This is a genomic window from Micromonospora sp. B11E3, assembly GCF_039871625.1.
In the GTDB taxonomy this organism is placed as follows: domain Bacteria; phylum Actinomycetota; class Actinomycetes; order Mycobacteriales; family Micromonosporaceae; genus Micromonospora.
Genome location: NZ_JBDPMC010000005.1, coordinates 97,488 through 120,493 on the forward strand (window position 1 = coordinate 97,488; position 23,006 = coordinate 120,493).

The window sequence follows — 23,006 nt, forward strand, 5'->3', positions numbered from 1 at the left end:
TCACCTGCCCGGGCATCGCGGTGGTACGGGTTGTCGCGTGGATCAGGAGAAACGGACCTTGATCGAGGTGCCGTCCTGCTCCAGCACCCTGATCTTCGTGCCGGTGGCCGGGACCTTGACGCCGTGGTTCGGCAGCTCCGGGTACCAGTACTGCTTGGTGTCGTCGAACAGCGGCTGCGCGGCCTGGCCCCGGATGTACTGGGGCTGGATGTTGATGTGCAGCGTGAACGAGTCCGCCTTCGTCAGGCTGAACGGCGCGTCGTAGACCTGGACGCGGGCCCGCCAGGGGTTGCCGGTCAGGTTGTAGATCGGCCGCGGGTGGGCGTCGATGATGAGGTTGCGGCCCTCACCCGGGTGCACGAACGTGTCGTTGTCCGCGTACCGGAGGTTCCAGTACGAGATCAGCAGGCCCTCCTGGTACGCGTAGTGGTCCACGTAGTCGGGGCGGGTGTTCGCGTAGCCGAAGTAGTACGGGCCGGTCTTCAGGTACTTGTCGTACGAGACGTACGACCGGTGGCCGGCGATGTAGTAGTTGTCGAAGAGCCGGGTGTACGTCTCCTCGACGATGCTCCAGCCGTTGAGGGCCCAGCCGTTGGCGCCGGCCTCGGCACCGTCGCTGAGCAGGGCCTGCCCGTCGGCGGTGACGGTGACGGCGTCACCGTAGAAGCCGCCTTCGGAGACGCCGCCGTCGGTCTGGTAGCGCAGCCGGAACTGCACCGTCTGGCCGGCGAAGGAGTTCAGCGGGACGTTGACGTCGACCCACTGGCCGCCGCTGGAGCCGTCCAGGGCGAAGCGCCCGGGCGAGATCTCCTTGAAGGCCGTGCCGCCGGCCGTGCCGGGCTGCGGGTTCCAGGTCTGGCCACCGTCGGTGGAGACCTCGAAGAAGAGGTAGTCGTAGTCCGCCTCGATGGCGTAACGGCCCTTCATCGTGACCGCGGCGCTGGTCTTTCCGGTGAGGTCGATCGTCCGCGACATCGACGTGTTCAGGTCGTCGTCGTTGCCCGAGAAGAACTGCTTGGTGCCCTCGAACGGCGCGCCGTTGTCGAACGTGTACTCCCGCTGCGGGAGCACCACCACCGCGGCCTGCGCCTTGGCGGAGTTGTACTCCTGCGGGCCGAGCTCCAGGGTGCGCTTCTGGCCGGCCTTGACGACCTCGTAGTCGAGCCAGCCGAGCTGGAGCTTGTTCCAGGCGCCCAGGTCGCCGCCGCGCTCGCCGATGCCGGCGTCGTCCTTGGCGCCGAGCCGGCTCTGGGCCATCAGGGTCCAGTGCTCGTTGTTGTTGTCCCCACCACTGGTGACGTTGTAGTCGTCCGGCAGACCGAGGTCGTGGCCGTACTCGTGGTAGAAGACGCTCCGGCCGCCGTTCTCCGGCTGGATGGTGTAGTCGCCGATCCAGATGCCGGTGTTGCCGATCTGGGTGCCGCCGAGCGGGTTGCCGGCCGGGCCGGTCCGGCCCTGGTCGGAGGCGAAGGCGTACCAGCGGTGGCTCCAGATGGCGTCCTCACCCTGGTGCGGGTCGCCGTCGGCCTCGTCGCCACCCGCGTGGACGATCTGGAAGTGGTCGATGTAGCCGTCCGGCTCGTTGAAGTCGCCGTCGCCGTCGTGGTCGTAGCGGTCCCACTTGTCCATCGCCTGGAGCTCGGCGGCGATCTGGGCGTCGGTGCGTCCGGCGGCCTTCTGCCCGGCGACCCACTGGTTGGCGGCGTCGCGGACCAGCGCCCAGGTGTTGGTGCAGACGTTCGAGCCGCAGGGGTAGCCGCCGGAGCGGCCGTACCGGGCCTCGTTGTACTGGACCTTGACCCAGTCGGTGACGACGCCGTCGACGCTGTACCGGCCCGAGGACTGGGCCTCGTAGTACTGCTTCAGCGACTCGTCGCCCTGCCCGGTGCCGAAGTACAGGTTGCGGAAGTGGTCGGCGCTGAAGTCCGGCTGCCAGACGGTGGAGTTGTCCACCGCCCGGTTGGGCTGGGGGATCTGGTTGCGCTGCGGACCGTCGAACGTGGTCGGGCCCGGGGTGTCCGGGTCGGTGTCCTGGTCCGGGTAGTTCGGGTGCCGCTCGTTGCCGAACTCGGCGAGGATCACGAAGATGTGGTCGGTCTGCTGGCGGGACAGCTCGACGTACTGGTCCTTCGTCTGTGCGGTGGCCCTGGCCGAGCGGGCGCCCGCCCCCTGGACCTGGGTCTTGCCGACCTTGACGACGGTGCTGCCGTTGATCTTTTCCGCCTTGGCCCGGCCGGAGAGGACCTCGCTCAGGCCCTCCTGGCGCAGCGCCCGCCGCTTGTCCTCGAGCGGGTTGGGCAGATCATGATCAGTCTGTGCGGGCTCGCCGACCGACGGGGCGGTCGCCGGGAGCTTCGGCGTCGGCGCGGCGCTGGCGGCCGTGCCCGCCACCAGTCCCGTCGCCGTCAACGAAAGCCCGATCAGACCCACTGCGACTTTGCGCACGTGGTACCTCCGGTGTGAAGGAACCGGCCCAACGGGGGTACGGACCGGTAGACGTCCACTGATGGGACTCATGGTGAACATAGAGTCTTCTGGGACGGGTGGGAAGACGCGTCCGTCGATTTGTAGCAAGTTTTTGAAGGAAATGCTTCGCGGCGTCACACTCACACCCGTCGTTCGGTCAATGGAGGCGAGCCGAACGACCGCCGGAGCATCCCGATCCGTGGTCGGTGGACGCGGACGCGAAAGGGGCCGGTGGCGTGACGCCACCGGCCCCTTCAGCTGATCCTCAGATCAGTTGCTGACCCTCACGACCATGTCGTCGGTCGGGTTGGTGCCCTGCTGCACGATCTCGATCCGGGTGCCGGTGCCGGCCACCTTGACCGAGTTCCAGGCGTTGCCGCTCGTCCAGTACTTCGACGCGCCGCTGTCGTTGAACACCGGGTTCGGAGCCAGCTCCGGAACGGTGACCGCCACCCCGTTGAGGTGGAAGGTCTGCGCCGGCTTGGTGTACAGGCTGAACGTCGCGTCGTAGCCGTTACGACGGTTGGTGATGTTGTTCTGGCCGGGAACCTTGATCTTGTCCGGGCGGACGTCGACCGGCAGGTTCAGGCCGTAGCCCGGGTGCTGCGAGGTGTTGTTGTCGCCGTAGGCGTAGTTCACGTACCAGACCAGCAGACCGGGCTGGACCGAGAACCGCTCCACCCAGTTCGGGCGGGTGTTGTTGAAACCGTAGTTGTACCCACCGGTGCGGAGCGTGTCGTCGTACCCGAAGTACGTCCGGTTCTCCGCGATGTAGAAGCGCGGGTACGTGTCGGTCACCGTGCCACCCATCCGGGTGAAGCCCTTGGCGGTCCACGCCGCGTCCAGGGTCTCCGCGTCGTCGGTCCAGGCGGCGGCGCCGTTCTTGACGAGGGAGATGTTGTCCAGGAACGCGCCCGCGAGGTGCACGCCGCCGTCGGTGGCGTAGCGGTAGCGGAACTGCACGGTCTGCCCGGCGTACGCGGACAGGTCGTAGGTCAGGTCGACCCAGTTGCCGCTGGTGGAGCCGTCGACACCGGTCTCGCCGGCGTCGATGAGCGAGTTGCTCAGCTGGGCCCAGCTGGTGCCGCCGTTGGTGGACACCTCGGCGTAGAGGTAGTCGTAGTCCTCTTCGATGTCGTACCAGGCCTTCGCGGTGATCGACGCGGAGGTCGCACCGGTCAGGTCCAGGCTGCGGGTCAGCGTGGTGTTCAGGTCGTCCGCGCTGCCGCCCCACCACTCGTTCGCGCCGGCGAACGGGGTGTTGTACGAGGTGCTCTGGGTCGTCGGCGGCAGGTTCACCACGACGGCCTGAGCCTTCGGGCCGTCGCTGTCACCGGCCGGGCCGAGGGTCACCTGGGTGGTGCCCTTGCCGTACTCGACCGTCGAGTAGTTCAGCCAGCCCAGGAACAGCTTCGAGTACGGGTCCATGTAGCCCGGGGTCGAACCGATGTCGTCGGTGCCGTGGCTCAGCCACGAACCCGAGGCCATCAGGCTCCAGAAGCCCACCCCGTTGTCGCCACCCGCGGTGTCGTAGTAGTCCGGCAGACCGAGGTCGTGGCCGTACTCGTGGGCGAACACGCCGAGGCCACCGTTCTCGGGCTCCGTGGTGTAGTCACGGATCCACATCCCGGTGTCGCCGATCTGCACGCCGCCGGCCAGGTTGCCCGCCGGACCGGCGACGCCGGCCAGGTTCGGGAACGCGGCCCACCGGTGCGACCAGATGGCGTCCTCGCCCTCGGCGCCGCCGCCGGCCTCCTCGCCCTCACCCGCGTGCACCGCCTGGAAGTGGTCGATGTAGCCGTCGGGCTCGTTGAAGTTGCCGTCGCCGTCGAAGTCGTACCGGTCCCAGGCGTCGAACTGCGCGAGGTAGTCCTTGATCTGCTGCGGCGTCTTGCCGGCGGCGACCTGCGACTGGTACCAGGACGTCGCGGTGTCCTTGACGAAGTTCCAGTAGCCGTCGGCCTCGGAGATGGCGTTGCTGCCGTACCGGGCCTCGTTGAAGGGCACGGTGACCCAGTCGCTCACGTCGCCGCCGACGGTGTACCGGCCGCCGGACTGCTTGAGGTAGAAGTCCCGCATCGACTCACCCTGGCCGTAGAACATCTCCAGGTAGTGGGCCCGGTCGAAGTTGGACCGCCACAGGGTGCTGTTGTCGTCGGTGGCGCTGCCGTCCCAGTTGCGGTCCGGCTGGGGGATCTGGTTGACCTTCGGGCCGGGGGTTCCGCCGGTCCGCGGGTCGGTCTGGTTGCCGAACTGGACCAGCATCGTGAAGATCGGGTCGGTCTTCGGGGCCTGCTGGTACTCGACGAAGAGGTCGTCCTTGACCTGGATGACCTTCGAGCCGTTGCGCGTCTGAAGCTTGGCCTTGCCCTTCAGCAGGTCGGCGATCGCCTGCTTACGGACCTCCCGCCGCTGATCCGCCATCGGATCGGGGAGGTTGTCCTTGCCGTGCTTCGCCTTGTCGGCGCCGGAAGCCGGCTCCGCCGTCGGAGCAGCGGACGCCGGGGCCGTGACGACACCGGCCGCCAGCAGCGCGGCCGCGGCCGAGGCCAGGCCCGCCGTGACTCGTCTCCTCAAAGGTCCTCCTCCTTTGTGGATGTGTTACATGACGGGCGCGGCCGAGGCCGGCCCTGTCACGCGATGCGTTCCTCACCCTGGCAGAGCCAACGACGGTTGTCACGAGGCAATACGGTCAGGAAAACGTTGAACGGACGTGCGGAAAGCTTTCAAATCAGGTGCAATCGGCGCAGCAATCCGACTCTGGTTCGCGTTACGTTTTGGCCACGATCACGGGGGCCGGGCGAAGTTGTGGAGCCCCCGGCAGGGAGCGCCGGCGACTTCGAAAACGTCGCACGGGTCGATGGGAAGAGGGCCGAGACGACGAACGGCGGGACCCGCCCGGAGCAGTGTGCTCCGGGCAGGCCCCGCCGGGTGTTCGACGCGCCGGTGCGGGGTCAGGGCGTCGCGGCCGTGACCTTCACCGTGGCGTACGAGTTGTCCTTCGCGGCCTTCGTGATCGTCAGCGTGACGCCGTAGTTCACGCCCTGGTCACCGGGGTTGCCGGTGCCCAGCACGATTGCGCCGCCACCGAGGACGGCCCCGTAGAAGGACGGCGCCGGGGTGCCGTCCGGGTTGGTCACCCGGGTCGTGTACGGGGCGTTGCCCCGCGACGGCAGCACCACCGAGGCGTCGCTGTCCCGGGCGAACGCCGAACCGTTGCGGATCTCGATGCCCGGGTACCAGGTCTTGGCGTCGCTGAACGCCGACACCGGAGCCTGCGCACCGAAGTCCGTGCAGTACTCGCTGTACGGCTCGTTCGCCGCCTCCAGGCACTCACGGAACGGGTACGTCGGGTTGAGACCGAACGCGGCATTGGCCGACTGCGGACGGCTGGGCAGGTTGTCCAGCGTCGACGGGTCCTTCACCGCCGCCTCGCCCTGCCGCCGGTACGGGTCGAAGTGCGAGTCCACGATCAGCAGGCCGCCCTTGGCGCCGTAGCTCGGCAGCGCGGTCAGCTGCGCGGTCACGTGGTTCACGTCGCCCAGCGCCGTGTCCCGGTACCAGACCAGCATGCCCGGGGCGTTGTACGAGACCCGGTCGACCTTCCACGCGTCGCGCGAGTACACCGTGTCGTAGGTGTACTTCAGGCCGGCGTCGAAGCCGTCGAAGTTGCGCCACTCGGCCAGGTAGTAGTGCGCCCGCACCTCGGTGCCCGAGTTCGTCCGCCAGCCCGCGCCCGTGGTGTCGGTGAAGGTGCCGACGGTGGCGGTCCAGCCGTTCGCGCCGCCCTCGACGTCGTCGCTCCAGGTGGTGGCGCCGCCGCCGGTGACCGAGAAGTCGTCGGCGAACCAGCCGCGCTCCACGAACGCCTCGTCCGTGGCGTAGCGGAGCCGCACCTGCACCGTCTGGCCCGCGTACGCCGACAGGTCGACGTAGTCGTGCCGCCAGCCGTGCGTGTCACCGGTCAGGCCGTACTTCTTGTTGCCGAAGTCGACCATCCGGCCGTTCGGGTCGGCGTAGTTGTCCGGCGTGGTGACCACGGCGCCGGTGGAGTCGTAGACCTTCTGCTCGGACCAGGTCGCCCCGCCGTCGGTCGACACCTCGACGAAGCCGTAGTCCCAGTCCGCCTCGATGACGTAGTTGTTCCACATCCAGAACTTCGCGTCGGCCGCCGCCGGCACCGCCACCTGGCGGGTCAGCCGGACGTCCGCCCAGTTCTGGTCGGCACCGCTGTGCCACATGTTCCCGCCGCTGTGCGGCGTGGCCAGGGTGATCACCTTGTTCGGCAGGTCGACCTTGATGCCGTCCGCGGTGCCGACCGGGGTACGCGAGGTCTGGCCGAGCTGCACGGTGCGCGGGTCGGAGCCGGGGGCGATCGTGACGGGGTCGGCCCAGCCGAGCACCCACTTGTCCCACAGGCCCATGTGCGTCGGCAGCGCCTGGAAGATCTCGCCGCTGTGCGACCCGGAGGCCATCAGGTCCCAGAAGTCGACGTCCGAGTCGGCGTTGCCGGAGGTGTCGTACAGGTCCGGCAGGCCCAGGTCGTGGCCGTACTCGTGGGCGAAGACGCCGACGCCGGCGTCCTCCGGCTGCACGATGTAGTTCGCCACCTGGAGGTTGGTCCCGGGGATGGTGTAGCCGCCGGCAACCGTCGAGGAGTGCGCCCAGACGGCGTAGACGCCCTCGGCGCCGCCGCCGCGGGACTTGCCCTGGCCGGCGTGCACCAGCACCAGGTGGTCGATCACGCCGTCCGGCTCGAAGAGGTTGCCGTCACCGTCGCGGTCGCCCTGGTCCTCGATGTCGTAGTCGGCCCACGGGAAGTCCGGGTCCGTCTGCGCGAGGGCCTCGATGGCGTCCGTGGCGAGCCGGCTCGCGCCGGCGGGGTTGTCCGGGTGGCCGTTCATCGCCTGCTGCCGGCCGGCGACCCAGTTGCCGTTCTCGTCCTGGAAGCAGCGGGAGGCCGCGTACCAGCCCTCCGAGTGCGGCACGGTGATCCACGGGCTGGCCTGCCCGTCGACCGTGTACGCGCCCTTGGACATCTCCAGGTACATGTTGTGCATGGTCCGGCCGGCGAGGCTGATGCCCGGCTTGCCGTCCGGCCCGGTCAGGTCCGTGCGGACCCGCTCGGTGATGCCCTCCTTGGTGTAGAGCATCTTGTCGTAGTGGGCCGGGGAGAAGTCCGGCACCCACATGCTGTTGTTGTCCTCGTGCGGCAGGGTCGCCGGGTCCGGGATGTTGTTGTGCCGCGGCCCGTTCTGCACCGTGCCGGGGACGCAGGTGCGGTCCTCGAACACCGTCTTCGGGACCATCACGTTGGTGAAGTCGTCGTTGGCCTGGTCGTTGAACTCCACCAGCAGGGTCAGCAGCTTCGCGCGCTGCGTGGCCGGCGCCTGCTTGATCTGCCGGGGGCTCTTGCCCGTCTTGATCGACTGGGCCTCGAGCTTCGCCAGCTGCCTCGCCGTCACCGGGTTGCCGCCGGCGAACTTGCGGTCGTACGCCCGCGCCTCGTCGGCGGCCGCGGTGTAGACGCCGTCGGCGCCCTTCACCTCCTTACCCGCGGTGTCCGGCTGCACCTCGGGCTCGGCGTAGTTGATGTAGTGCTCGTCCGCACCGATGATCGCCCGGGGACTGGACGTCTCGGCCGACGCGGTGCCGGTCACGGTCAGTGACGTGGCCGCGAGGGCGATGGCGGGCAGCGCGACGAGTAGGCGTCGGCGTGACCCGTTTCGGGGATTGATGTGCATGCCGCTCCGTTCTCGGGCATGGGAGAGGAAACCGTCCGGCTGTACGCCGCAACGACGACTGTCAACCGGCCGATGCGGCTGAACCTAGAACAGAACGATTCCAACCAACAGGGGCGAGCGTCCCCTGTGTCCGTTCAGGCCGGTCCGCCTCCACCGACCGTCTGACGGGCCGTGGTCACCGTCCGTCGTCGTACCTAGGAGAAAAAGAACGGTGGGTGACGGTCCGCGCGGACCGTCACCCACCGAGGGGGTACGCCTGGCGTCAGTCCTCGTCGGACTTCCCGCCGGACATGCCGGAGGAGATCAGGTCCATGACCGAGGAGTCCTGGAGCGTGGTGACGTCGCCCAGCGACCGGTTCTCCGCCACGTCCCGCAGCAGCCGGCGCATGATCTTGCCGGAGCGGGTCTTCGGCAGCTCCGGCACCAGCATGATCTGCCGGGGCTTGGCGATCGGGCCGAGCGTCTTCGCGACGTGGTTACGCAGGTCGGCGATGAGCTTCTCGCCCGCCTCGCCGGCGGTGTCAACGTTTCCGCGCGGGATGGTGAACGCCACGATCGCCTGCCCGGTGGTCGGGTCGGTGGCGCCCACCACCGCCGCCTCCGCCACCGACGGGTGGCTGACGAGCGCCGACTCCACCTCCGTCGTGGAGATGTTGTGCCCGGACACCAGCATCACGTCGTCGACCCGGCCGAGCAGCCAGACGTGCCCGTCGTCGTCCTTCTTGGCCCCGTCCCCGGCGAAGTAGACCCACTCGCCGCCGCCGTTTCCGGCGCCCGCCCCGAACCGGGACCAGTACGTCTCGAGGAACCGGTTGTCGTCGCCCCAGATGGTGCGCAGCATCGACGGCCACGGCTCGCCCAGCACCAGGTAACCGCCGCCGCCGTTGGGCACCGACTGCCCCTGGTCGTCCACCACGTCGGCGACGATGCCCGGCAGCGGCGTCATCGCCGAGCCCGGCTTGGCCTCGGTGACACCGGGCAGCGGCGAGATCATGACCGCCCCGGTCTCGGTCTGCCACCAGGTGTCGACGATCGGCAGCCGGCCCCGGCCGACGTGCTGGCGGTACCACATCCACGCCTCCGGGTTGATCGGCTCGCCGACGCTGCCCAGCAGGCGCAGCGAGGACAGGTCGTACCCGGCGGGGATGTCCTCGCCCCACTTCATCATCGTGCGGATCAGCGTCGGCGCGGTGTACAGGATGCTCACCTTGTACTTGTCGACGATCTCCCAGAACCGGCCCTTGTGCGGCGTGTCCGGGGTGCCCTCGTACATCACCTGCGTGGCGCCGTTGGAGAGCGGGCCGTACACGATGTAGGAGTGGCCGGTCACCCAGCCGATGTCGGCCGTGCACCAGTAGACGTCGGTCTCCGGCTTCAGGTCGAACACCGCGTGCGTCGTGTACGACGTCTGGGTCAGGTAGCCGCCGGTGGTGTGCAGGATGCCCTTCGGCCGGGCCGTGGTGCCGCTGGTGTAGAGGATGAACAGCGGGTGCTCGGCGTCGAACGGCTGCGCGTCGTGCTCCGGCGACGCCTGCTCCACCGTCTCGTGCCACCAGCGGTCCCTGCCCGACCAGGCGACTTCCTCGCCGGTGCGGCGGACGACCAGCACGTGCTCCACCGACGGGCAGTTCGCCACCGCCTCGTCCACGGTCGGCTTCAGCGCGGACGGCTTGCCCCGCCGGTACCCACCGTCGGCGGTGATGACCACCTTGGCGGTGGCGTCCTGGATCCGGTTGGTCAGCGCGTCGACGGAGAAGCCGCCGAACACCACGCTGTGGGTGGCGCCGATCCGGGCGCAGGCCAGCATGGCCACCGCCGCCTCCGGGATCATCGGCATGTAGATCGCCACCCGGTCGCCGGCCGTCACACCCAGCTCCGTGAGCGCGTTCGCGGCCTGGCAGGTCAGCTTGTGCAGGTCGGCGTAGGTGAGGGTGCGGGTGTCGCCCGGCTCGCCCTCCCAGTGGATGGCCACCCGGTCGCCCCGACCGGCCTCGACGTGCCGGTCCAGGCAGTTGTACGCCACGTTGAGCTGCCCGCCGACGAACCACTTCGCGAACGGCGGGTTCGACCAGTCGAGCACCTCGTCCCACTGCCGGGCCCAGGTCAGCCGGCCGGCCTGCTTAGCCCAGAAGCCGAGCCGGTCCGCGGCGGCCTCCGCGTACGCGTCGGCGGTGACGTTGGCGTTCGCGGCGAGTTCGGCCGGGGGCGGGAACTGCCGGGTCTCGTTCAGCAGATTGGCCAGTGCCTCGCTCATGCCGTGACTCCTCGTCGCTTTCGTGACCTGCGTCTCCTACCCTCGCAGAGGTTAGCCCTGCCGGCTGCGCCCCCGCGACACCTCCCGGACTCCGTCCGCGCCGAGCGGCCCCCGCCGCGCGCCGAGCTGCAAGAAAGTGCCCTGCCGTGGGGCAGGGGAACCCTCCGCACCGCGACGACCTGGGGCGGCGGGATGGTCGGCGCACCGATCCGGGCGGCTGGCGGCCGGGCGGGCCGTTAGCGTGGCCGGGTGACCAACGATCCGCTCGCCCCGCTGCTCGCGCTCGCCGACATCGCCCCCGCCGTCGAGCGGGCCCGCGACCGGGTCGACCAGGCGATGCGGCACCGCGCGCTGCGCCGGCACGGCGGCCAGGTCGCGGCCGAGGTCAGCCTCCGGTCCGCGGTGGCCAGCGCCGCCCTGGAGGGGTACGCCCACGAGCGCGAGGCCGTACGGGCCGGCACGGTCACCGACCCGGTGCTCCAGGGGACGCTGCGGGTGGCCGGGGCGCTGCCCGGGCTGGCCGACCGCTGGCAGCAGGCGCCCCGGCAGGTCCTCGCCCGGCTGCACGTGCTCGCCGCGCGCGACGTCGTACCCGGGGAGGAGCTGGGGCGGCCGGTGGCCGACCCGGCGGTCGGCGCGCGGCTGGACGGGCTGGCCGGCCTGGTCGCCGGCGGCACGAAGGTCTCCCCGCTGGTGCTGGCCGCGGTCGTGCACGGCGAGCTGCTGGCGCTGCGGCCGTTCGCCGGGCCGTCGGGCGTGGTGGCCCGGGGCGCCGCCCGGCTCGTGCTGATCGCCACCGGTTTCGACCCGCGCGGCCTGATCGGCGTCGACGTCGGCCACCACGAGCGGGAACCCGAGTACGTCGGCTCGGCCGGCGCGTTCGCCACCGGCACCCCGGACGGCCTGCGCTCCTGGCTGCGCCACTACATGGCGTCCGTGGAACTCGCCGCCGACCAGCTCACCGCCGTCGGCGACGAGATCCTCGCTGCCGCCTGACCGGCTGCCCCTGCCTGATCGGGTTGAGCGGCTGCCCCCGGCCTGCCGCGGCGGATCAGCCTGCCCGCCGCGGGGCGTCCCCGAGGTCGGTGATCAGGAGGAGGCGGTGTTGGCGCGGCTGCGGGTGCGACGGTGCCGGCCGTACCAGGCGATGCCGATGGCCACCCCCACGCCCACGCCCAGGGCCGCGGCGGCGACCGGGACGGCGGGACGCTCCCGCAGCCGGCGGCCCAGCGGGATCGGGTGCCGGAACTCCAGGACCGGCCACGAGTTCTCGCTCGCCAGCTTGCGCAGCGCCCGGTCCGGGTTGACGACGGTCGGATGGCCCACGCACTCCAGCAGGGGCCGGTCGCTGACCGAGTCCGAGTACGCGTACGAGTCGGCGAGGTCGTAGTCGCGGAGCTTGGCCAGCTCGCTGACCGCCTCGACCTTGCTCGGGCCGGCGGCGTAGAACTCCACCCGACCGCTGTAGCGGCCGTCCTCCACCGCCATCCGGGTGGCGATCACGTCGGTCACCCCGAGCAGCTCGCCGATCGGCCGGACCATCTCCTCGCCGGAGGCGGAGACCAGCACGACGTCCCGGCCGGCGGCCTGGTGCTCCTCGATCAGGGCGGCCGCCTCGGCGTACACGTAGGGGTTGATCAGCTCGTGCAGCGTCTCCGAGACGATCTGGCGGACCTGCTCCACCTTCCAGCCCTTGCAGAGCGTGGCGAGATAGTCCCTGGTCTTGGCCATGGTCTGCTCGTCCGTGCCGCCCAGCCGGAACATCAGCTGCGCGTACGCGGACTTCACCACGTCCCGCCGGGTGATCAGCCCATCCCGGTAGAACGGCCGCCCGAACGCCAAGGCGCTGGACTTGGCGATGACGGTCTTGTCCAGATCGAAGAAAGCGGCACTTCGGCCCACGGCGCGAAAGTCTAGCTCGATGGTCTATCGTCGGCGGGTGCCTGGGGTACGGAGTGCGGAGTACCCCCTACCACCCCTGCCCTGAGTGACGGTGGTCACACTCTCCGAACGCGATTTCGCGGGGAGTGGGGGCTGCGGTACTCGACGTATAGCGGTCCGCTCAGGCATGCTTGGCTTACGACGAGTATTCATGTGCAGGCCCTCGGCGGTTGCACCCCCCGTGACCGCTGAGTGGGTTCGGCTCAACCCCCCCGGAGCCGAACCACCCGACGACCCCCGTCTCCCCCCGACGGGGGTCGTCCTTTTTCCGGGCGCCGTCCGGCCCAGGTGAAGGCACCTGACCCGGGTCGGCCGGGCGGGACGCCGGGCCGAAAGTCAGCGGATCGTCAGCGAACGTCAGCCGCACCCGGCCGCGCGCTCCACCGCTGCGGCCAGCCACCCCGACCAGTACGAAGGAACGCGTACCAGCTCCGGCCGAGTCGCGCCCGGCCATCGGCGCGGCAGACAGCCGTACCGGCCGAACACCCGCAGGGCCGCCCGCCGCTGCGGACACGGGCCAGGCACACCGCACTTGGTGCAGCGCCCGTCCGCGCTCGACGGCGTGTGCTGGTCGAGCTGCGCTTGCGCCGCGCAGAGCTGGTCGCGCGCGGCGACGGACAGGTAGACGGTCACCGGGCTGGTCCCAGCGAAGACAGCAGGGTCGCGCGTACCAGGATCTGCGTCTGTGGTCCCCGGCAGCCGTCCGGACTCAGCTTGTTCCCCTCCACCCAGACCCACTGCTCGCGCTCCGGCCTGTTGAGCACCATCCGGACCCCGGTCACCCACAACGCCACAGGCCCGTCAGAGGGCCGGTAACGGTCGGCTGCGTCGATCCGCAGCACCGCGCCGAGCCGTACCCGAACGTCAAACACCGCGTCTCCTCGTCACCGGCGCCACGTTGCGAGACGGCGCGCTGTCGGTCTTGCGTTGTTGGATCTGGAGGCCGGTGATCTGCACGAAGATCTCCCGCCGGGCCAACGCCTTGCCGGTGCCGGGCTCGATGCAATAGCCGGTGAGCCACACCCAGCCGTGGTACGTCGGCTTGTCGCAGACTGAGGTCACCCGCAGCCACAGGGCTCGGTCACCGCCGAACTGCACCGACGCCCGGCCGTCGATCAGCACCAGGTCGCCAGGCTCGGGAACGCCAGGCCGGCGGGGTCCCGGTTTGCGAGGCGCCGGGGTGGGCGGGCCATTCACGGGCCGTCGTTCGGGTCGCGGCCCCACGCCAGCACCCACCCCGGGCCAGCCTCAGCAGGTCGCCGAGCGACCGGAGCCCGCGCAGTCCAGGCACGACCGCCGAGCCAGGGAACGAGTCCGCTCCGACCCCCGCCCCGCCGCCCGGATGGCGGTCCGCGCAAGGGTGTATTTCCAGCCCGCGCCCGAGCAGGATTGGCAGCTGGTCGATACGTTGAGCTCCGTCATGGACACAGGTTGTGGCACAAACCGCCCAGTGACCCGGAAAATCCTTCCGGGGTCGCAGCCGACCGAGGGGAGACAGTGAACCGATGCGCGGGACCACCAACACCCTGACCATCGGCGAGCGCGTCTGCTGGTATCGCAGACGGCGCGGCCTGTCCCAGGAAGTCCTGGCTGGGCTCATCGGCCGCACCGCCGACTGGCTGGGCAAAGTCGAAAACAACCGAATCGAGCTGGACCGGCTGTCCGTTATCAAGTCCCTCGCCGAAGTTCTGGACGTGCCGCTCGGCGACCTGCTCGGCGAACCCTCGCTGCTTGACTGGACCGGCGACAGCGGCACCCAGACAGTTCCCGCGCTGCGTGCCGCCCTCATGAACTACCGGGCTATTGCCCCGTTCGGCGGCACCACCAACGCGCAGCCGCCGACGGTCGCCGTGCTCAGGAAGGAGGTGAGCGCGCTTTGGGACGCCTACCAGGACTCCCGATTCGGATACGTCACCGGTCGACTGCCCGACCTGCTGCACCGCGCCCAGGCCGCCGTCGACCACCACGACGGTGAGGACCAGGACCAGGCCCGCCGGCTGCTTGGCCTGGCGTACCAGCTCGCGGCGACCCAGCTCACCAAGCTTGGGCAAGCCGACCTCGCGTGGATCGCCGCCGACCGCGGCCTGGCCGCCGTCCGGCCCACCGGCGACCCGCTCATCATCGGTTCCCTGTTCCGCTCGGTCGGCCACGCCCTGCACGCCGCCGGCCGCTACGCCGACGCGGTACGCCTCACCGAGGACGCCGCCGGCTACCTTGAGCCCCACCTGAAGCACGCCACGCCCGCGATGCTCTCCGTCTACGGAACCCTGTTCCTGTCCGGCTCGATGGCCGCCGCCCGCTCCAACGACGCCGCCACCACCCGCGCCTTCCTCGCCGCTGCCGACCAGGCCGCCGGCCGGCTCGGAGCCGACGCCAACCATCTCTGGACCGCGTTCGGGCCGACCAACGTCGCCATTCATCGCGTCGCCACCGCCGCCGAGCTGGGCGACCTCCAGGTCGCCGTCGATCTCGGACCGCGCGTCGACGCCGCCGGCCTACCGATGGAACGCCGCGTACGGCACGCCCTCGAAGTCGCCCGCGCCTACAGCTCGTGGAACCGGGTCGACGACGCCCAGGCGACCCTGCTCGACGCCGAACAGATGGCACCCGAGCAGGTCCGCCACCACTTCCTCAGCCGCCAACTCGCCCTGACCTGGATACGCCGTCACCGCCGCAAGCCGTCGGCCGAACTCGTCGGCCTGGCCCGCAGGCTCAAGGTGCTCGACTGATCCCAGCCCATCTAGGCTGCCCTGGTGACGGCCAACGAGATGCCACCGATGGCAACCCCACGCGTCGCCGCCGGCGCTCTCTTCTTCGATGACGCGGGGCGGGTGCTCCTCGTGCGGCCCAGCTACAAGAAGCACTGGGACATCCCCGGCGGCTACGTCGAGCCAGGCGAGTCGCCCCGCGCGGCATGCTTGCGTGAGATCGAAGAGGAGCTTGGCCTAACCACCGAGCTCGGCCCGATGCTGGTCGTCGACTGGGCGCCCGCCGAACACGAGGGCGACAAGCTCCTCTTCGTCTTCGACGCTGGAACTCTCACCACAGAGCAGGAACGTGCGATCCGCTTCGTGGACGGGGAACTCACCGAATGGCGCTACGTGCCCGCCGATGCCTTGGAGCACCACGGGCCACCCCGGCTCGCTCGTCGACTCCGCACCGCGATCATGGCACGCAGCACCGGCACGCCCGCCTACGCCGAGCACGGCAACGCCGTATAGCTCATACTTTCGACACACGTTCAAGGCGGCCCTGGGCGGGCCGTACGCGCCGCCGCCTGGGCGCGTGTCGGCCGCTGCCGCTGTCGCTCTGCGGCCGTCATGCCGGATGCCCGGCGGCTGGCGCGGACAGCGGGAAGCCCGGAGGGCCGCCGCAGAACGACAGGACGTTGACCGGGTTGGTGGCAAGTCGGCAGCCGACGCGGCCGGCGTAGGGGAGCGCACGCCAGCCGCGTCGGCGAGCTGGCGGCGGTGGCGGGGTTGCGGCTACTGCGCCTGCGGCGGGGGCGCTCCGGCTCCAGGATGGCCGGGGCACCGTCGGCGCGTCGCGGTCCGTGGGGTCGTTGCAGAAGAAGCATCCCGCCCACCGTCGACCCGGGCAAGCCGAGCAGACCACCACCCGGCCCGCCACGTCAAGGTCCGCTTGACGTGGCGGGCCGGGCGGCGACCCGATCCCCAGGAGGGCGGGTCGACGGCACGGGATGGCACATCCAGTCAGCGTTGTGATGCGAACCCCGATCAGAACGCAATCGCATCAAGTGCTGGTCGATGCCCTTGCTTGGGCAGCACAGCTAAGGAGGTACTCACTAAAACGCTGGGCCTTTGCAGCTCTCTCGAGAATCACGTTCTCTCTTGACAGGTATGCGCTCGCCCAACGCTTAAGTTCTTCAAAAAGAGCGGCTAGCTCCTCATCACTGATGGTCGCCTGGCGGAGAGCGAGAGGTGTCAACTGTTGCGGCCGTTTGACAGGTCCGCCGGCTAACCTCTCGGCAACGAGCATCGATAGGTGGTATTTGAGGTTGCTCTTCTCTTCAACCGTCGCGGCTGCAGCCTCAGACTGCACAAACATATCGACCCTGCGCTGCAAGGTCGCAGTCCAGTAATAGACCTCTAGGTTGATGTCCGTGTTGAATACCCCTCGGTAGTCGTCGCCGGGCAGGGGCCGTAGGGAAGTTGAGACGTTCAGGCCGTGATCTCGTGTGGGCGCGGTAGTTGGTCGGTGTGGGCGGGTGGACGGTACCAGTAGCGGGCGGGCGTCAAGTGCTCCTCCGCGGGGGCCCACGCGGTCCAGCGGCGGGCTCGTCCTCCGCTGGTCTCAACGGTTCCGTCGGGGAGCCTGCGCCACTGGATCTCATCCACGATGACGAGGTGAGTGTCGATGCCGCGCGTGGGTGACCTCGTTGGAGGTCAGCTCGACCTTGTCCGCTAGGCCTGACGAGCCCTTGACCTCGATGTGCAGTTCCTCGGTCCCGCGTCTTGCCCGGACGTCGTAGCTCTCCCGGTTGCCGACGTCCTCAACCTCGTATCCCTCGACAACGCGATAGTGGTCCATGACGGTCCGCACGGCGTGCTGCTCAAGCGCGACCTTGAGTACTTGGTCTGTCATATACCCGGATCCGCCGGATCGACCGCTCCTGCTGGGACGTGCGACCTCATCGCCGGGAGTTGGTTGACGTACCGGGAGCGGGAGACTGTCGGGTTCGCCGTCTGTCACGGACGATGGTCCTGCTGCGAGATCGGCCGCTAGGCGGCCGGCGTCGGAAGCGTCGTAGCCTGGGACACTGAGACGTAGCCGTATCCGCTTGGTGCTGTTGCCGGGGCGTCGGGCGTCGGGTGCCTGGCCGATCGTCGTCTGAGTGTTCGTCAGCCGCCGTCGCAACGAATGAAGGTTCGAAACCTCAACCAGACGGACGGGCTCCCGGATCAGGTTACGCCTCGACTCAGGGAGTGGCTGCGTTCGCCGCGAATCGACCACCGCTGCTTCGATGACAGCGCGGCGTTCCTTGAGACGCCTCAGGATCAACTCCAGTGCCGGTCGGTAGTCCGTGTTGCGGGGCGGTCTGCCGTCGGCCCGGCCGCTCATGCTTTCGAGCGACGTGGTCGCCGTCGGGCTCCACGGAGTATTCAGCGTCGAGCACCCGGCCGCGTTCGTCGGTCATTCGCACGTTGGTCACTCTGGCACAGACGGGCGACGGACGGCTTCAGGCGGCGGCACCTGACATCGGACGGTGTAGGTGGAACTGTCGACAGCAACCGGGATGGACGAGGGCGCCCGTCGACGTAAGCGTGCGGACAGTCGCCCGAGGTCGCGATCGCGGACAGCCGACGCCGGACGATCCGCACAGAGCTTGGAAGCATGTCACCGCCCTCGCAGCGCACCGAGCAGGCATGAGGCAGTCGCACTGCCGAAATGCTCTCTTTTCAATCAAGGGGCCGCGCAAGCGCGGCCCGCCCGCCGCGCTCGGCCTGCTGGCGGCCTCCGGCCGGCATCGGCCGGTGCGGCGGGCAACTTGCCGGCTCGGATCGTCACGCCCGAGATTCGATGATCGCGGCCTCGATGCGTAGCCCGAGCCCTGTGGCGACGAGGAAGCCCGCGAGGATGTGCGGCTCTGTGACCCCGGTGTTGGTCGACAGGGTGATGGCCGAGACCAGGAGGCCGGCGACAAGGACCACGTTTCCGAGCGTGCGATTCTTGGATGCGCGCCTCGAAGCAGGGTTCACCTGGCGGACGGTACCGAAGATCCGGTGTCGGTGCTGTCGGGACTTGTGCCCGATCAGCACGCCGTGACGATCGCGAGGGCGGTTGGCCGCCGCCGAGGTTGGGGCGATCGGCTGCCGCGCCGCTTCGCGGCTTGCCACCGGGTACGGAGACCAGGCCGCGTAATGCCGGCGCCACGCGACGCCGCCCCCGGCCAGAGGGCCGGGGGCGGAAAGCCGTACGACGCCGGACAGCCGCGACCAGGGTTGCCGGAAGCTAGGAGACGTCGAAGAGGCGAAGGCCGTCGTACTCGGCGAAGTCGGCGTAGTCCTTGCCGTTGAACGTCGCCAGCGGTAGCCGGTCGACCAGGCAGCACGCCGCAATCCAGGAGTCATTCGTCGGCCGGGGCCGCCCGCGATTCTGCGCCCGTGCCTGGAGTTGCCCCCAGGTTGTCGCCACCGCCTCGTCGAAGGGCAGCAACACCGGACCGCCACTGGGCGAGATCAGCCAGCTTGCGTGGCCCCCAGCTCCGCAGCGCGGTCCACTTGGTCAGCTCCCCGAGCGTCACGAAGGTGATGCAGAGGGTCTTACCGGCCAGACGGGCACGGAGACGGTCATGCAGCCGCCCCCGGAGGATCGCCGACGCTACGTCGGTGTCCAGGACGACCAGGCTCACGCGGCGCCAGCCCGCCGGGAGGCGTAAAGGTCGGCGAGGAAGTCATCCAATTCCTCGTCCGACTCGAACAGGTCCGGCCGGGCCAGGTCGTCGACGGAGGTGACTGGCCGGATGCCCTGACGACGCGCCAGCTCCTCAGCCGGTACGTGCTCAGCGGTCGGCCACTCGGGCATCTGCTCAGCGCTACTCGACGTCACAGCTCACCTCCTGCGTCTCGAATCATCGTTTATTGTCGCACCTCCGGCGTCATGACGGCGCACGTCGTGAGCGCCTCCGGCCGTTTCCGGCGCGCGCAGCCCGTTGGACGGGAGTCAGCGAATCGTCAGCGAACGCCGTACCGCGTGGTCCCACTCGATCATGCTCGACAGCACGACCCATGCACCTGACCACGCGGTACGGCACTTGATCACACTCGCCGCTACGTCAGGTCACTTTCCCCCCGACGGGGGTCGTCCTTATTTCCGCCGAGCAGCCCACCGCACCACCCCTACCCGTAAGAGCCCGTCACGCTCCACTCGTCGTGGCGCCGTAGCGTCAGTGGGCACACAGTGGGGCACAGGACACCGTCGAACGTCGGCAATGGGGAGGTGCACGTGGACGCCGTCGTGCTTGCCGAGGTTCTGGCCCTGGCCGGACGCGACGTGCCGGGCCTGGAGGCGGACGGGTGGACGCCTCCGGTGCAGGGCGCCGTCGGACACGCCGTCGGCGTACGGGACGCGTCGGGGTCCCCATTGGTGTTGAAGATCTACCCGGTCGCCGGGCCGGATCGGCGCGACACCGAGGTGCTCGCGCAGCGCCTCCTCGCGGATGTGCCCGGCCCGCGGGTCCCGCGCCCTGTCACCTACGGGGACGTGGACCGCTTTCCGGGCGTCAGCTTCCTCGTGATGACGCGCCTCGACGGGACGCGGTGGGCGGATCGGCGCGCGAGCATGGACGCGGCGGGGACGACCCGGCTCACCCGCGAGGTCGGCCGTGCGCTGCAGGGCCTGCACGCGGTGCGCGGCCGGTGGTACGGCGACCTGGTCGACGGCGGGACCCGCTGGCCGTCCGCGTGGGCGAGGGCGGCGGCGCGCAGCGACGAACTGCTTGACCGGTACGTGCGGACGGGCGGCCCATCGGGGCTGACCGGACGGATCCGGCGTTTCGTGGCCGGCTGCCAGGCGGCGCTGGCCCTCTGCCCGGGCCCCGTGCTGTGCCACAACGACGTCAACGACGGCAACCTGCTGATCTCCGCCACGCCGGACCCCCGGCTGTCCGGCGTGGACCTCGAACGTGCCAGCTGGGACGACCCGCTCAACGACCTGGCCAAGACCCGGCTGCACATCCGCCACCACCGGCCGGCCGACACCGCCGCCCTCATTGAGGCGTACGGCGTCGACGGCACCGACGCCCACCGGCGCCTGGACGCGTACGAGGTGTTGCATGCGCTGGAGGAGCGGCTGTGGGTCGCGCAGGACCGCCCCGCCGGATGGCGTCACTCGGTCGACGCTCTCGACGCCTTCCTCGCCGCTCGCACCTGACGGTCAGGCGTTCGTACGTGCTGGTCGGGCGCTCGCACGTGACGGTCAGGCGCTCGCACGTGACGGTCAGAGCAGCGGGTTCGCGGGCCGAACAGGCGGAGTTCGCGGCGCTTCGTACCTAGCCGCACATAGCAGATCGACAGCGGTTTCGGGCGTTGTCCACAGGGCCTCCCGTTGTCCACAGGCGGGCGTGAACGGGCGGCGAACGACGGGCGGATGAGACCACGCTCTCCGGCAGCACCCCGAGCCCGACTGCTGGAGGCCGCGATGCCACCCCGTACCTCCGTCCCACCGCACCGGCGGCTACCCCTGCTGGTGACCTCGGACGACGAACTGCTCGACGACCTGCTCCGGCTCGCCGCCGCAGGCGGCACCGAGGTGGAGCTGGCGCGGGACCCGGCGGCTGCCCGGTCCCGCTGGACCCCGGCGCCGCTGGTGCTGCTCGGCAGCGACCAGGCGCAGGCGTGCCTACGGGCGCGGCTGCCCCGCCGGCCGCGGATGGTCCTGGTCGGCCGCACCGGGCAGCTCGATCCCGGCTGGGAGATCGCCGAGCTGATCGGGGCGGAGCACGTCGCCACCCTGCCCGCCGCCGAGCCGTGGCTGGTGGACCGGTTCGCCGAGTGCGCTCCTGGCGGGGCCGGGGACGTGACGGCGCGGGTGGTCGCGGTGCTGGGCGGCAGGGGCGGCGCGGGAGCGAGCGTGTTCGCCGGCGGGCTGGCGGTGACCGCCGCCCGGGCCCGGCTGCGGACCCTCCTCGTCGACGCCGACCCGCTCGGCGGCGGACTGGACCTGGTGCTCGGGTGGGAGCAGTTGGAGGGCCTGCGTTGGCCGGCCTTGACCGACGCCGACGGACGGGTCGACCCGCCGGCGCTGGTCAGAGCTTTGCCCAGCCGAGGTGACCTGGTGGTCCTCTCCTGGGACCGGGGCGACCTGCTCACCCTGCCCGCCCCGGCGATGGCGGCCACCCTGGAGGCGGCCCGGCGGGGGCGGGACTTCGTGGTGGTCGACGTGCCCCGGCAGCTCGACGACCCCGCCGTCCTCGCGTTGCAGGCCGCCGACCAGGCGTACGTCGTGGTGCCGGCCGAGCTGCGGGCCGCCGCTGCGGCTGCCCGGGTGGTCGCCGCGGCGGCACCGCACTGCGCGCAGCTCTCCGTGATCGTGCGGGGTCCGGCCCCGGGCCGCCTCAAGGCCGTCGAGGTGGCCCGCGCCCTGGGCCTGCCGCTGGCCGGCACCCTCCGCCCCGAGCCGGGGCTGTGCCGGGGGCTCGAACGCGGCGAGGCGCCGACCGCCGACGGGCGCGGCCCGCTGGCCGCCCTCTGCCAACGGATCGTCGGCGAGCTGACCGGCCTGCCCGTGCCGGGTGCCGCATGACCGGCCCCGCCGACGCCGGGCACCTGTCCAGCCGGGTACGCCAGCGTTTCGCCGCCGCGGCCACCCCCGTCACCCCGGCCGCCGTGGTCTCCGCCGTACGCGCCGAGCCCACCGCGGCCGTCCTCGGGGACACCGCCCTGCTGCGGATCGCCGGCCGGGTGCACGACGACCTGGTCGGCGCGGGCCCGCTGGCCCCTCTGCTCGCAGATCCGGAGGTGACCGACGTTCTGGTGAACGGCACCCGGGTGTGGGTGGACCGGGGGCAGGGCCTGCACCAGGTCGCGGTGCCGGTCGGATCCGTCGACGACGTACGGCGCCTGGCCCAGCGCCTCGCTGGCGGGGCCGGCCGCCGCCTCGACGACGGCTCCCCGTACGTGGACGCCCGGCTGCCCGACGGGACCCGGCTGCACGCGGTGCTGCCTCCGGTGGCCACCGACGGCCCGTACCTGTCACTGCGCACGTTCCGCCAGCGCCCGTTCACGCTCGACGATCTCGTGCGGCAGGGCACCGTGCCGCGGCCGGTTGCCCCGCTGCTGGCCGCCGTGGTGGCCGCCCGGCTCGCGTACCTGGTCGTGGGCGGCACCGGCTCGGGCAAGACGACGCTGCTCAACACGCTGCTGGGGCTGGTTCCGGCGACCGAACGGATCGTCCTGGTCGAGGACGCCGCCGAGCTGCGCCCCATGCACCCGCACGTGGTCGGGCTGCAGGCGCGCACCTCCAACGTGGAGGGCTCCGGGGCGGTCGGGCTCAGCGACCTGGTCCGGCAGGCCCTGCGGATGCGGCCGGACCGGCTGGTGGTCGGGGAGTGCCGGGGCGCCGAGGTGGTCGACCTGCTCGCCGCGCTGAACACCGGCCACGACGGTGGGGCCGGGACGCTGCACGCCAACGCCCCCTCGGATGTACCGGCCCGGCTGGAGGCGCTCGGAATGCTGGGCGGGCTGCCCCGGCCGGCGCTGCACGCCCAGGTCGCCGCCGCGCTCCAGGTTCTGCTGCAGGTCCGGCGCGGCGCCCGTGGGCGGGTGCTGGAGTCGGTCTGCCTGCTGCTCCCGTACGGCCCGGACCGCCTGGTCACCGTTGTGCCCGCCTGGGTACGCGGTCAGGGTCCGGGTCCCGCCGCGCGGGCCCTCGGCGAGCTGCTGCGCGAGCGGGACGTTCCCGTACCGCCGGTCCTGTCCGAGACGTACCCCGAGGGCGGCCGGCGCGCGGCGCCGGAGGCATCGACTCCGGGGCGGGAGAGTCCCGTACGACCGGCACCGCGGCACGGGGAGGCCCGGTGAGTCAGACGGGCCTCCTGGTGGCGGTGTTCCTCGTCGCCGCGGCGGCGGCCGTGGCATGGC

18 protein-coding genes are annotated in these 23,006 nt (G+C 70.6%); 6 read left to right on the plus strand and 12 right to left on the minus strand.

The genetic code is table 11. From position 1 onward, the window contains the following. Positions 1–42 precede the first annotated feature (42 nt). The 4 genes from ABGB16_RS04570 to acs all read right to left on the minus strand — a co-directional run bounded on the left by ABGB16_RS04570 (position 43) and on the right by acs (position 10,464). A complete protein-coding gene (locus ABGB16_RS04570; RefSeq protein ID WP_347666745.1) occupies positions 43–2,430 on the minus strand; it encodes an immune inhibitor A domain-containing protein in 2,388 nt (795 codons plus the stop codon). Between the two features lie 306 nt (positions 2,431–2,736). After that, complete coding sequence (locus ABGB16_RS04575) at positions 2,737–5,043, minus strand: immune inhibitor A domain-containing protein (protein WP_347666680.1); 2,307 nt, start codon at positions 5,041–5,043, stop codon at positions 2,737–2,739. Between the two features lie 377 nt (positions 5,044–5,420). Further along, entirely contained in the window at positions 5,421–8,210 is a 2,790-nt protein-coding gene (locus ABGB16_RS04580; protein ID WP_347666681.1) for an immune inhibitor A domain-containing protein, read from the minus strand. A 262-nt stretch (positions 8,211–8,472) separates the two neighbouring features. Continuing rightward, positions 8,473–10,464, minus strand: a complete 1,992-nt coding sequence (acs, locus tag ABGB16_RS04585) for an acetate--CoA ligase (protein WP_347666682.1) — start codon at positions 10,462–10,464, stop codon at positions 8,473–8,475. 249 nt (positions 10,465–10,713) lie between these two features. Between acs and ABGB16_RS04590 the strand changes: the two genes are divergently transcribed. Further along, positions 10,714–11,460 carry an oxidoreductase gene (locus ABGB16_RS04590; RefSeq protein ID WP_347666683.1) on the plus strand — a complete coding sequence of 249 codons (747 nt, stop codon included), beginning with the start codon at positions 10,714–10,716 and terminating at the stop codon, positions 11,458–11,460. A 93-nt stretch (positions 11,461–11,553) separates the two neighbouring features. Here the strand turns inward: ABGB16_RS04590 and ABGB16_RS04595 are convergent, their stop codons facing one another. From ABGB16_RS04595 to ABGB16_RS04610, 4 genes are all read right to left on the minus strand, one after another. Beyond that, positions 11,554–12,366 carry an HAD-IB family hydrolase gene (locus ABGB16_RS04595; RefSeq protein WP_347666684.1) on the minus strand — a complete coding sequence of 271 codons (813 nt, stop codon included), beginning with the start codon at positions 12,364–12,366 and terminating at the stop codon, positions 11,554–11,556. Positions 12,367–12,762: 396 nt separating this feature from the next. Then, positions 12,763–13,038: a hypothetical protein gene (locus ABGB16_RS04600; RefSeq protein WP_347666685.1), complete on the minus strand. Its 276-nt coding sequence runs from the start codon at positions 13,036–13,038 to the stop codon at positions 12,763–12,765. Next, positions 13,035–13,277, minus strand: coding sequence for a hypothetical protein (locus ABGB16_RS04605; protein WP_347666686.1), 243 nt, complete (start codon positions 13,275–13,277; stop codon positions 13,035–13,037). Before ABGB16_RS04605 ends, ABGB16_RS04600 begins: the two co-directional genes overlap by 4 nt. Then, the gene (locus ABGB16_RS04610) at positions 13,270–13,527 is read right to left on the minus strand and encodes a hypothetical protein (protein ID WP_347666687.1); all 258 of its coding nucleotides are present in this window, start codon (positions 13,525–13,527) and stop codon (positions 13,270–13,272) included. The genes ABGB16_RS04605 and ABGB16_RS04610 overlap by 8 nt, the downstream gene beginning before the upstream one ends. A 383-nt stretch (positions 13,528–13,910) precedes the next feature. On the opposite strand from ABGB16_RS04610, the gene ABGB16_RS04615 reads away from it, so the two are divergent. Together ABGB16_RS04615 and ABGB16_RS04620 are read left to right on the plus strand one after the other, a co-directional pair. Beyond that, positions 13,911–15,134 (plus strand): helix-turn-helix domain-containing protein, encoded by a 1,224-nt coding sequence (locus ABGB16_RS04615; RefSeq protein WP_347666688.1) that lies wholly within the window; start codon positions 13,911–13,913, stop codon positions 15,132–15,134. Between the two features lie 24 nt (positions 15,135–15,158). Further along, positions 15,159–15,626: an NUDIX hydrolase gene (locus tag ABGB16_RS04620; RefSeq protein WP_347666689.1), complete on the plus strand. Its 468-nt coding sequence runs from the start codon at positions 15,159–15,161 to the stop codon at positions 15,624–15,626. Positions 15,627–16,755: 1,129 nt separating this feature from the next. On the opposite strand, the gene ABGB16_RS04625 is transcribed toward ABGB16_RS04620, so the two are convergent. From ABGB16_RS04625 to ABGB16_RS04640, 4 genes are all read right to left on the minus strand, one after another. After that, positions 16,756–17,010: a DUF3883 domain-containing protein gene (locus ABGB16_RS04625; protein WP_347666690.1), complete on the minus strand. Its 255-nt coding sequence runs from the start codon at positions 17,008–17,010 to the stop codon at positions 16,756–16,758. A gap of 920 nt (positions 17,011–17,930) precedes the next feature. Continuing rightward, complete coding sequence (locus tag ABGB16_RS04630; protein ID WP_347666691.1) at positions 17,931–18,263, minus strand: hypothetical protein; 333 nt, start codon at positions 18,261–18,263, stop codon at positions 17,931–17,933. A 115-nt stretch (positions 18,264–18,378) separates the two neighbouring features. Further along, complete coding sequence (locus ABGB16_RS04635; protein ID WP_347666692.1) at positions 18,379–18,585, minus strand: PIN domain-containing protein; 207 nt, start codon at positions 18,583–18,585, stop codon at positions 18,379–18,381. A 189-nt stretch (positions 18,586–18,774) separates the two neighbouring features. Further along, positions 18,775–18,975: a hypothetical protein gene (locus ABGB16_RS04640; protein WP_170286310.1), complete on the minus strand. Its 201-nt coding sequence runs from the start codon at positions 18,973–18,975 to the stop codon at positions 18,775–18,777. Positions 18,976–19,371: 396 nt separating this feature from the next. Here ABGB16_RS04640 and ABGB16_RS04645 point away from each other — a divergent pair, with 396 nt between their 5' ends. The 3 genes from ABGB16_RS04645 (at position 19,372) to ABGB16_RS04655 (ending at position 22,946) form a co-directional block, all read left to right on the plus strand. Beyond that, a complete protein-coding gene (locus ABGB16_RS04645) occupies positions 19,372–20,298 on the plus strand; it encodes an aminoglycoside phosphotransferase family protein (RefSeq protein ID WP_347666693.1) in 927 nt (308 codons plus the stop codon). A 267-nt stretch (positions 20,299–20,565) separates the two neighbouring features. Beyond that, positions 20,566–21,669: a septum site-determining protein Ssd gene (gene ssd, locus ABGB16_RS04650; RefSeq protein WP_347666694.1), complete on the plus strand. Its 1,104-nt coding sequence runs from the start codon at positions 20,566–20,568 to the stop codon at positions 21,667–21,669. Next, a complete protein-coding gene (locus tag ABGB16_RS04655; RefSeq protein WP_347666695.1) occupies positions 21,666–22,946 on the plus strand; it encodes a TadA family conjugal transfer-associated ATPase in 1,281 nt (426 codons plus the stop codon). Before ssd ends, ABGB16_RS04655 begins: the two co-directional genes overlap by 4 nt. The last annotated feature ends 60 nt before the right edge of the window (positions 22,947–23,006 follow it).

Coding starts and splice junctions, on each gene's coding strand:
- ABGB16_RS04580 (WP_347666681.1), bottom strand. CDS start 8,210: ATGCACATCAATCCCCGAAACGGGTCACGCCGACGCCTACTCGTCGCG.
- acs (WP_347666682.1), bottom strand. CDS start 10,464: ATGAGCGAGGCACTGGCCAATCTGCTGAACGAGACCCGGCAGTTCCCG.
- ABGB16_RS04615 (WP_347666688.1), top strand. CDS start 13,911: ATGCGCGGGACCACCAACACCCTGACCATCGGCGAGCGCGTCTGCTGG.
- ABGB16_RS04625 (WP_347666690.1), bottom strand. CDS start 17,010: ATGACAGACCAAGTACTCAAGGTCGCGCTTGAGCAGCACGCCGTGCGG.
- ssd (WP_347666694.1), top strand. CDS start 20,566: ATGCCACCCCGTACCTCCGTCCCACCGCACCGGCGGCTACCCCTGCTG.
- ABGB16_RS04655 (WP_347666695.1), top strand. CDS start 21,666: ATGACCGGCCCCGCCGACGCCGGGCACCTGTCCAGCCGGGTACGCCAG.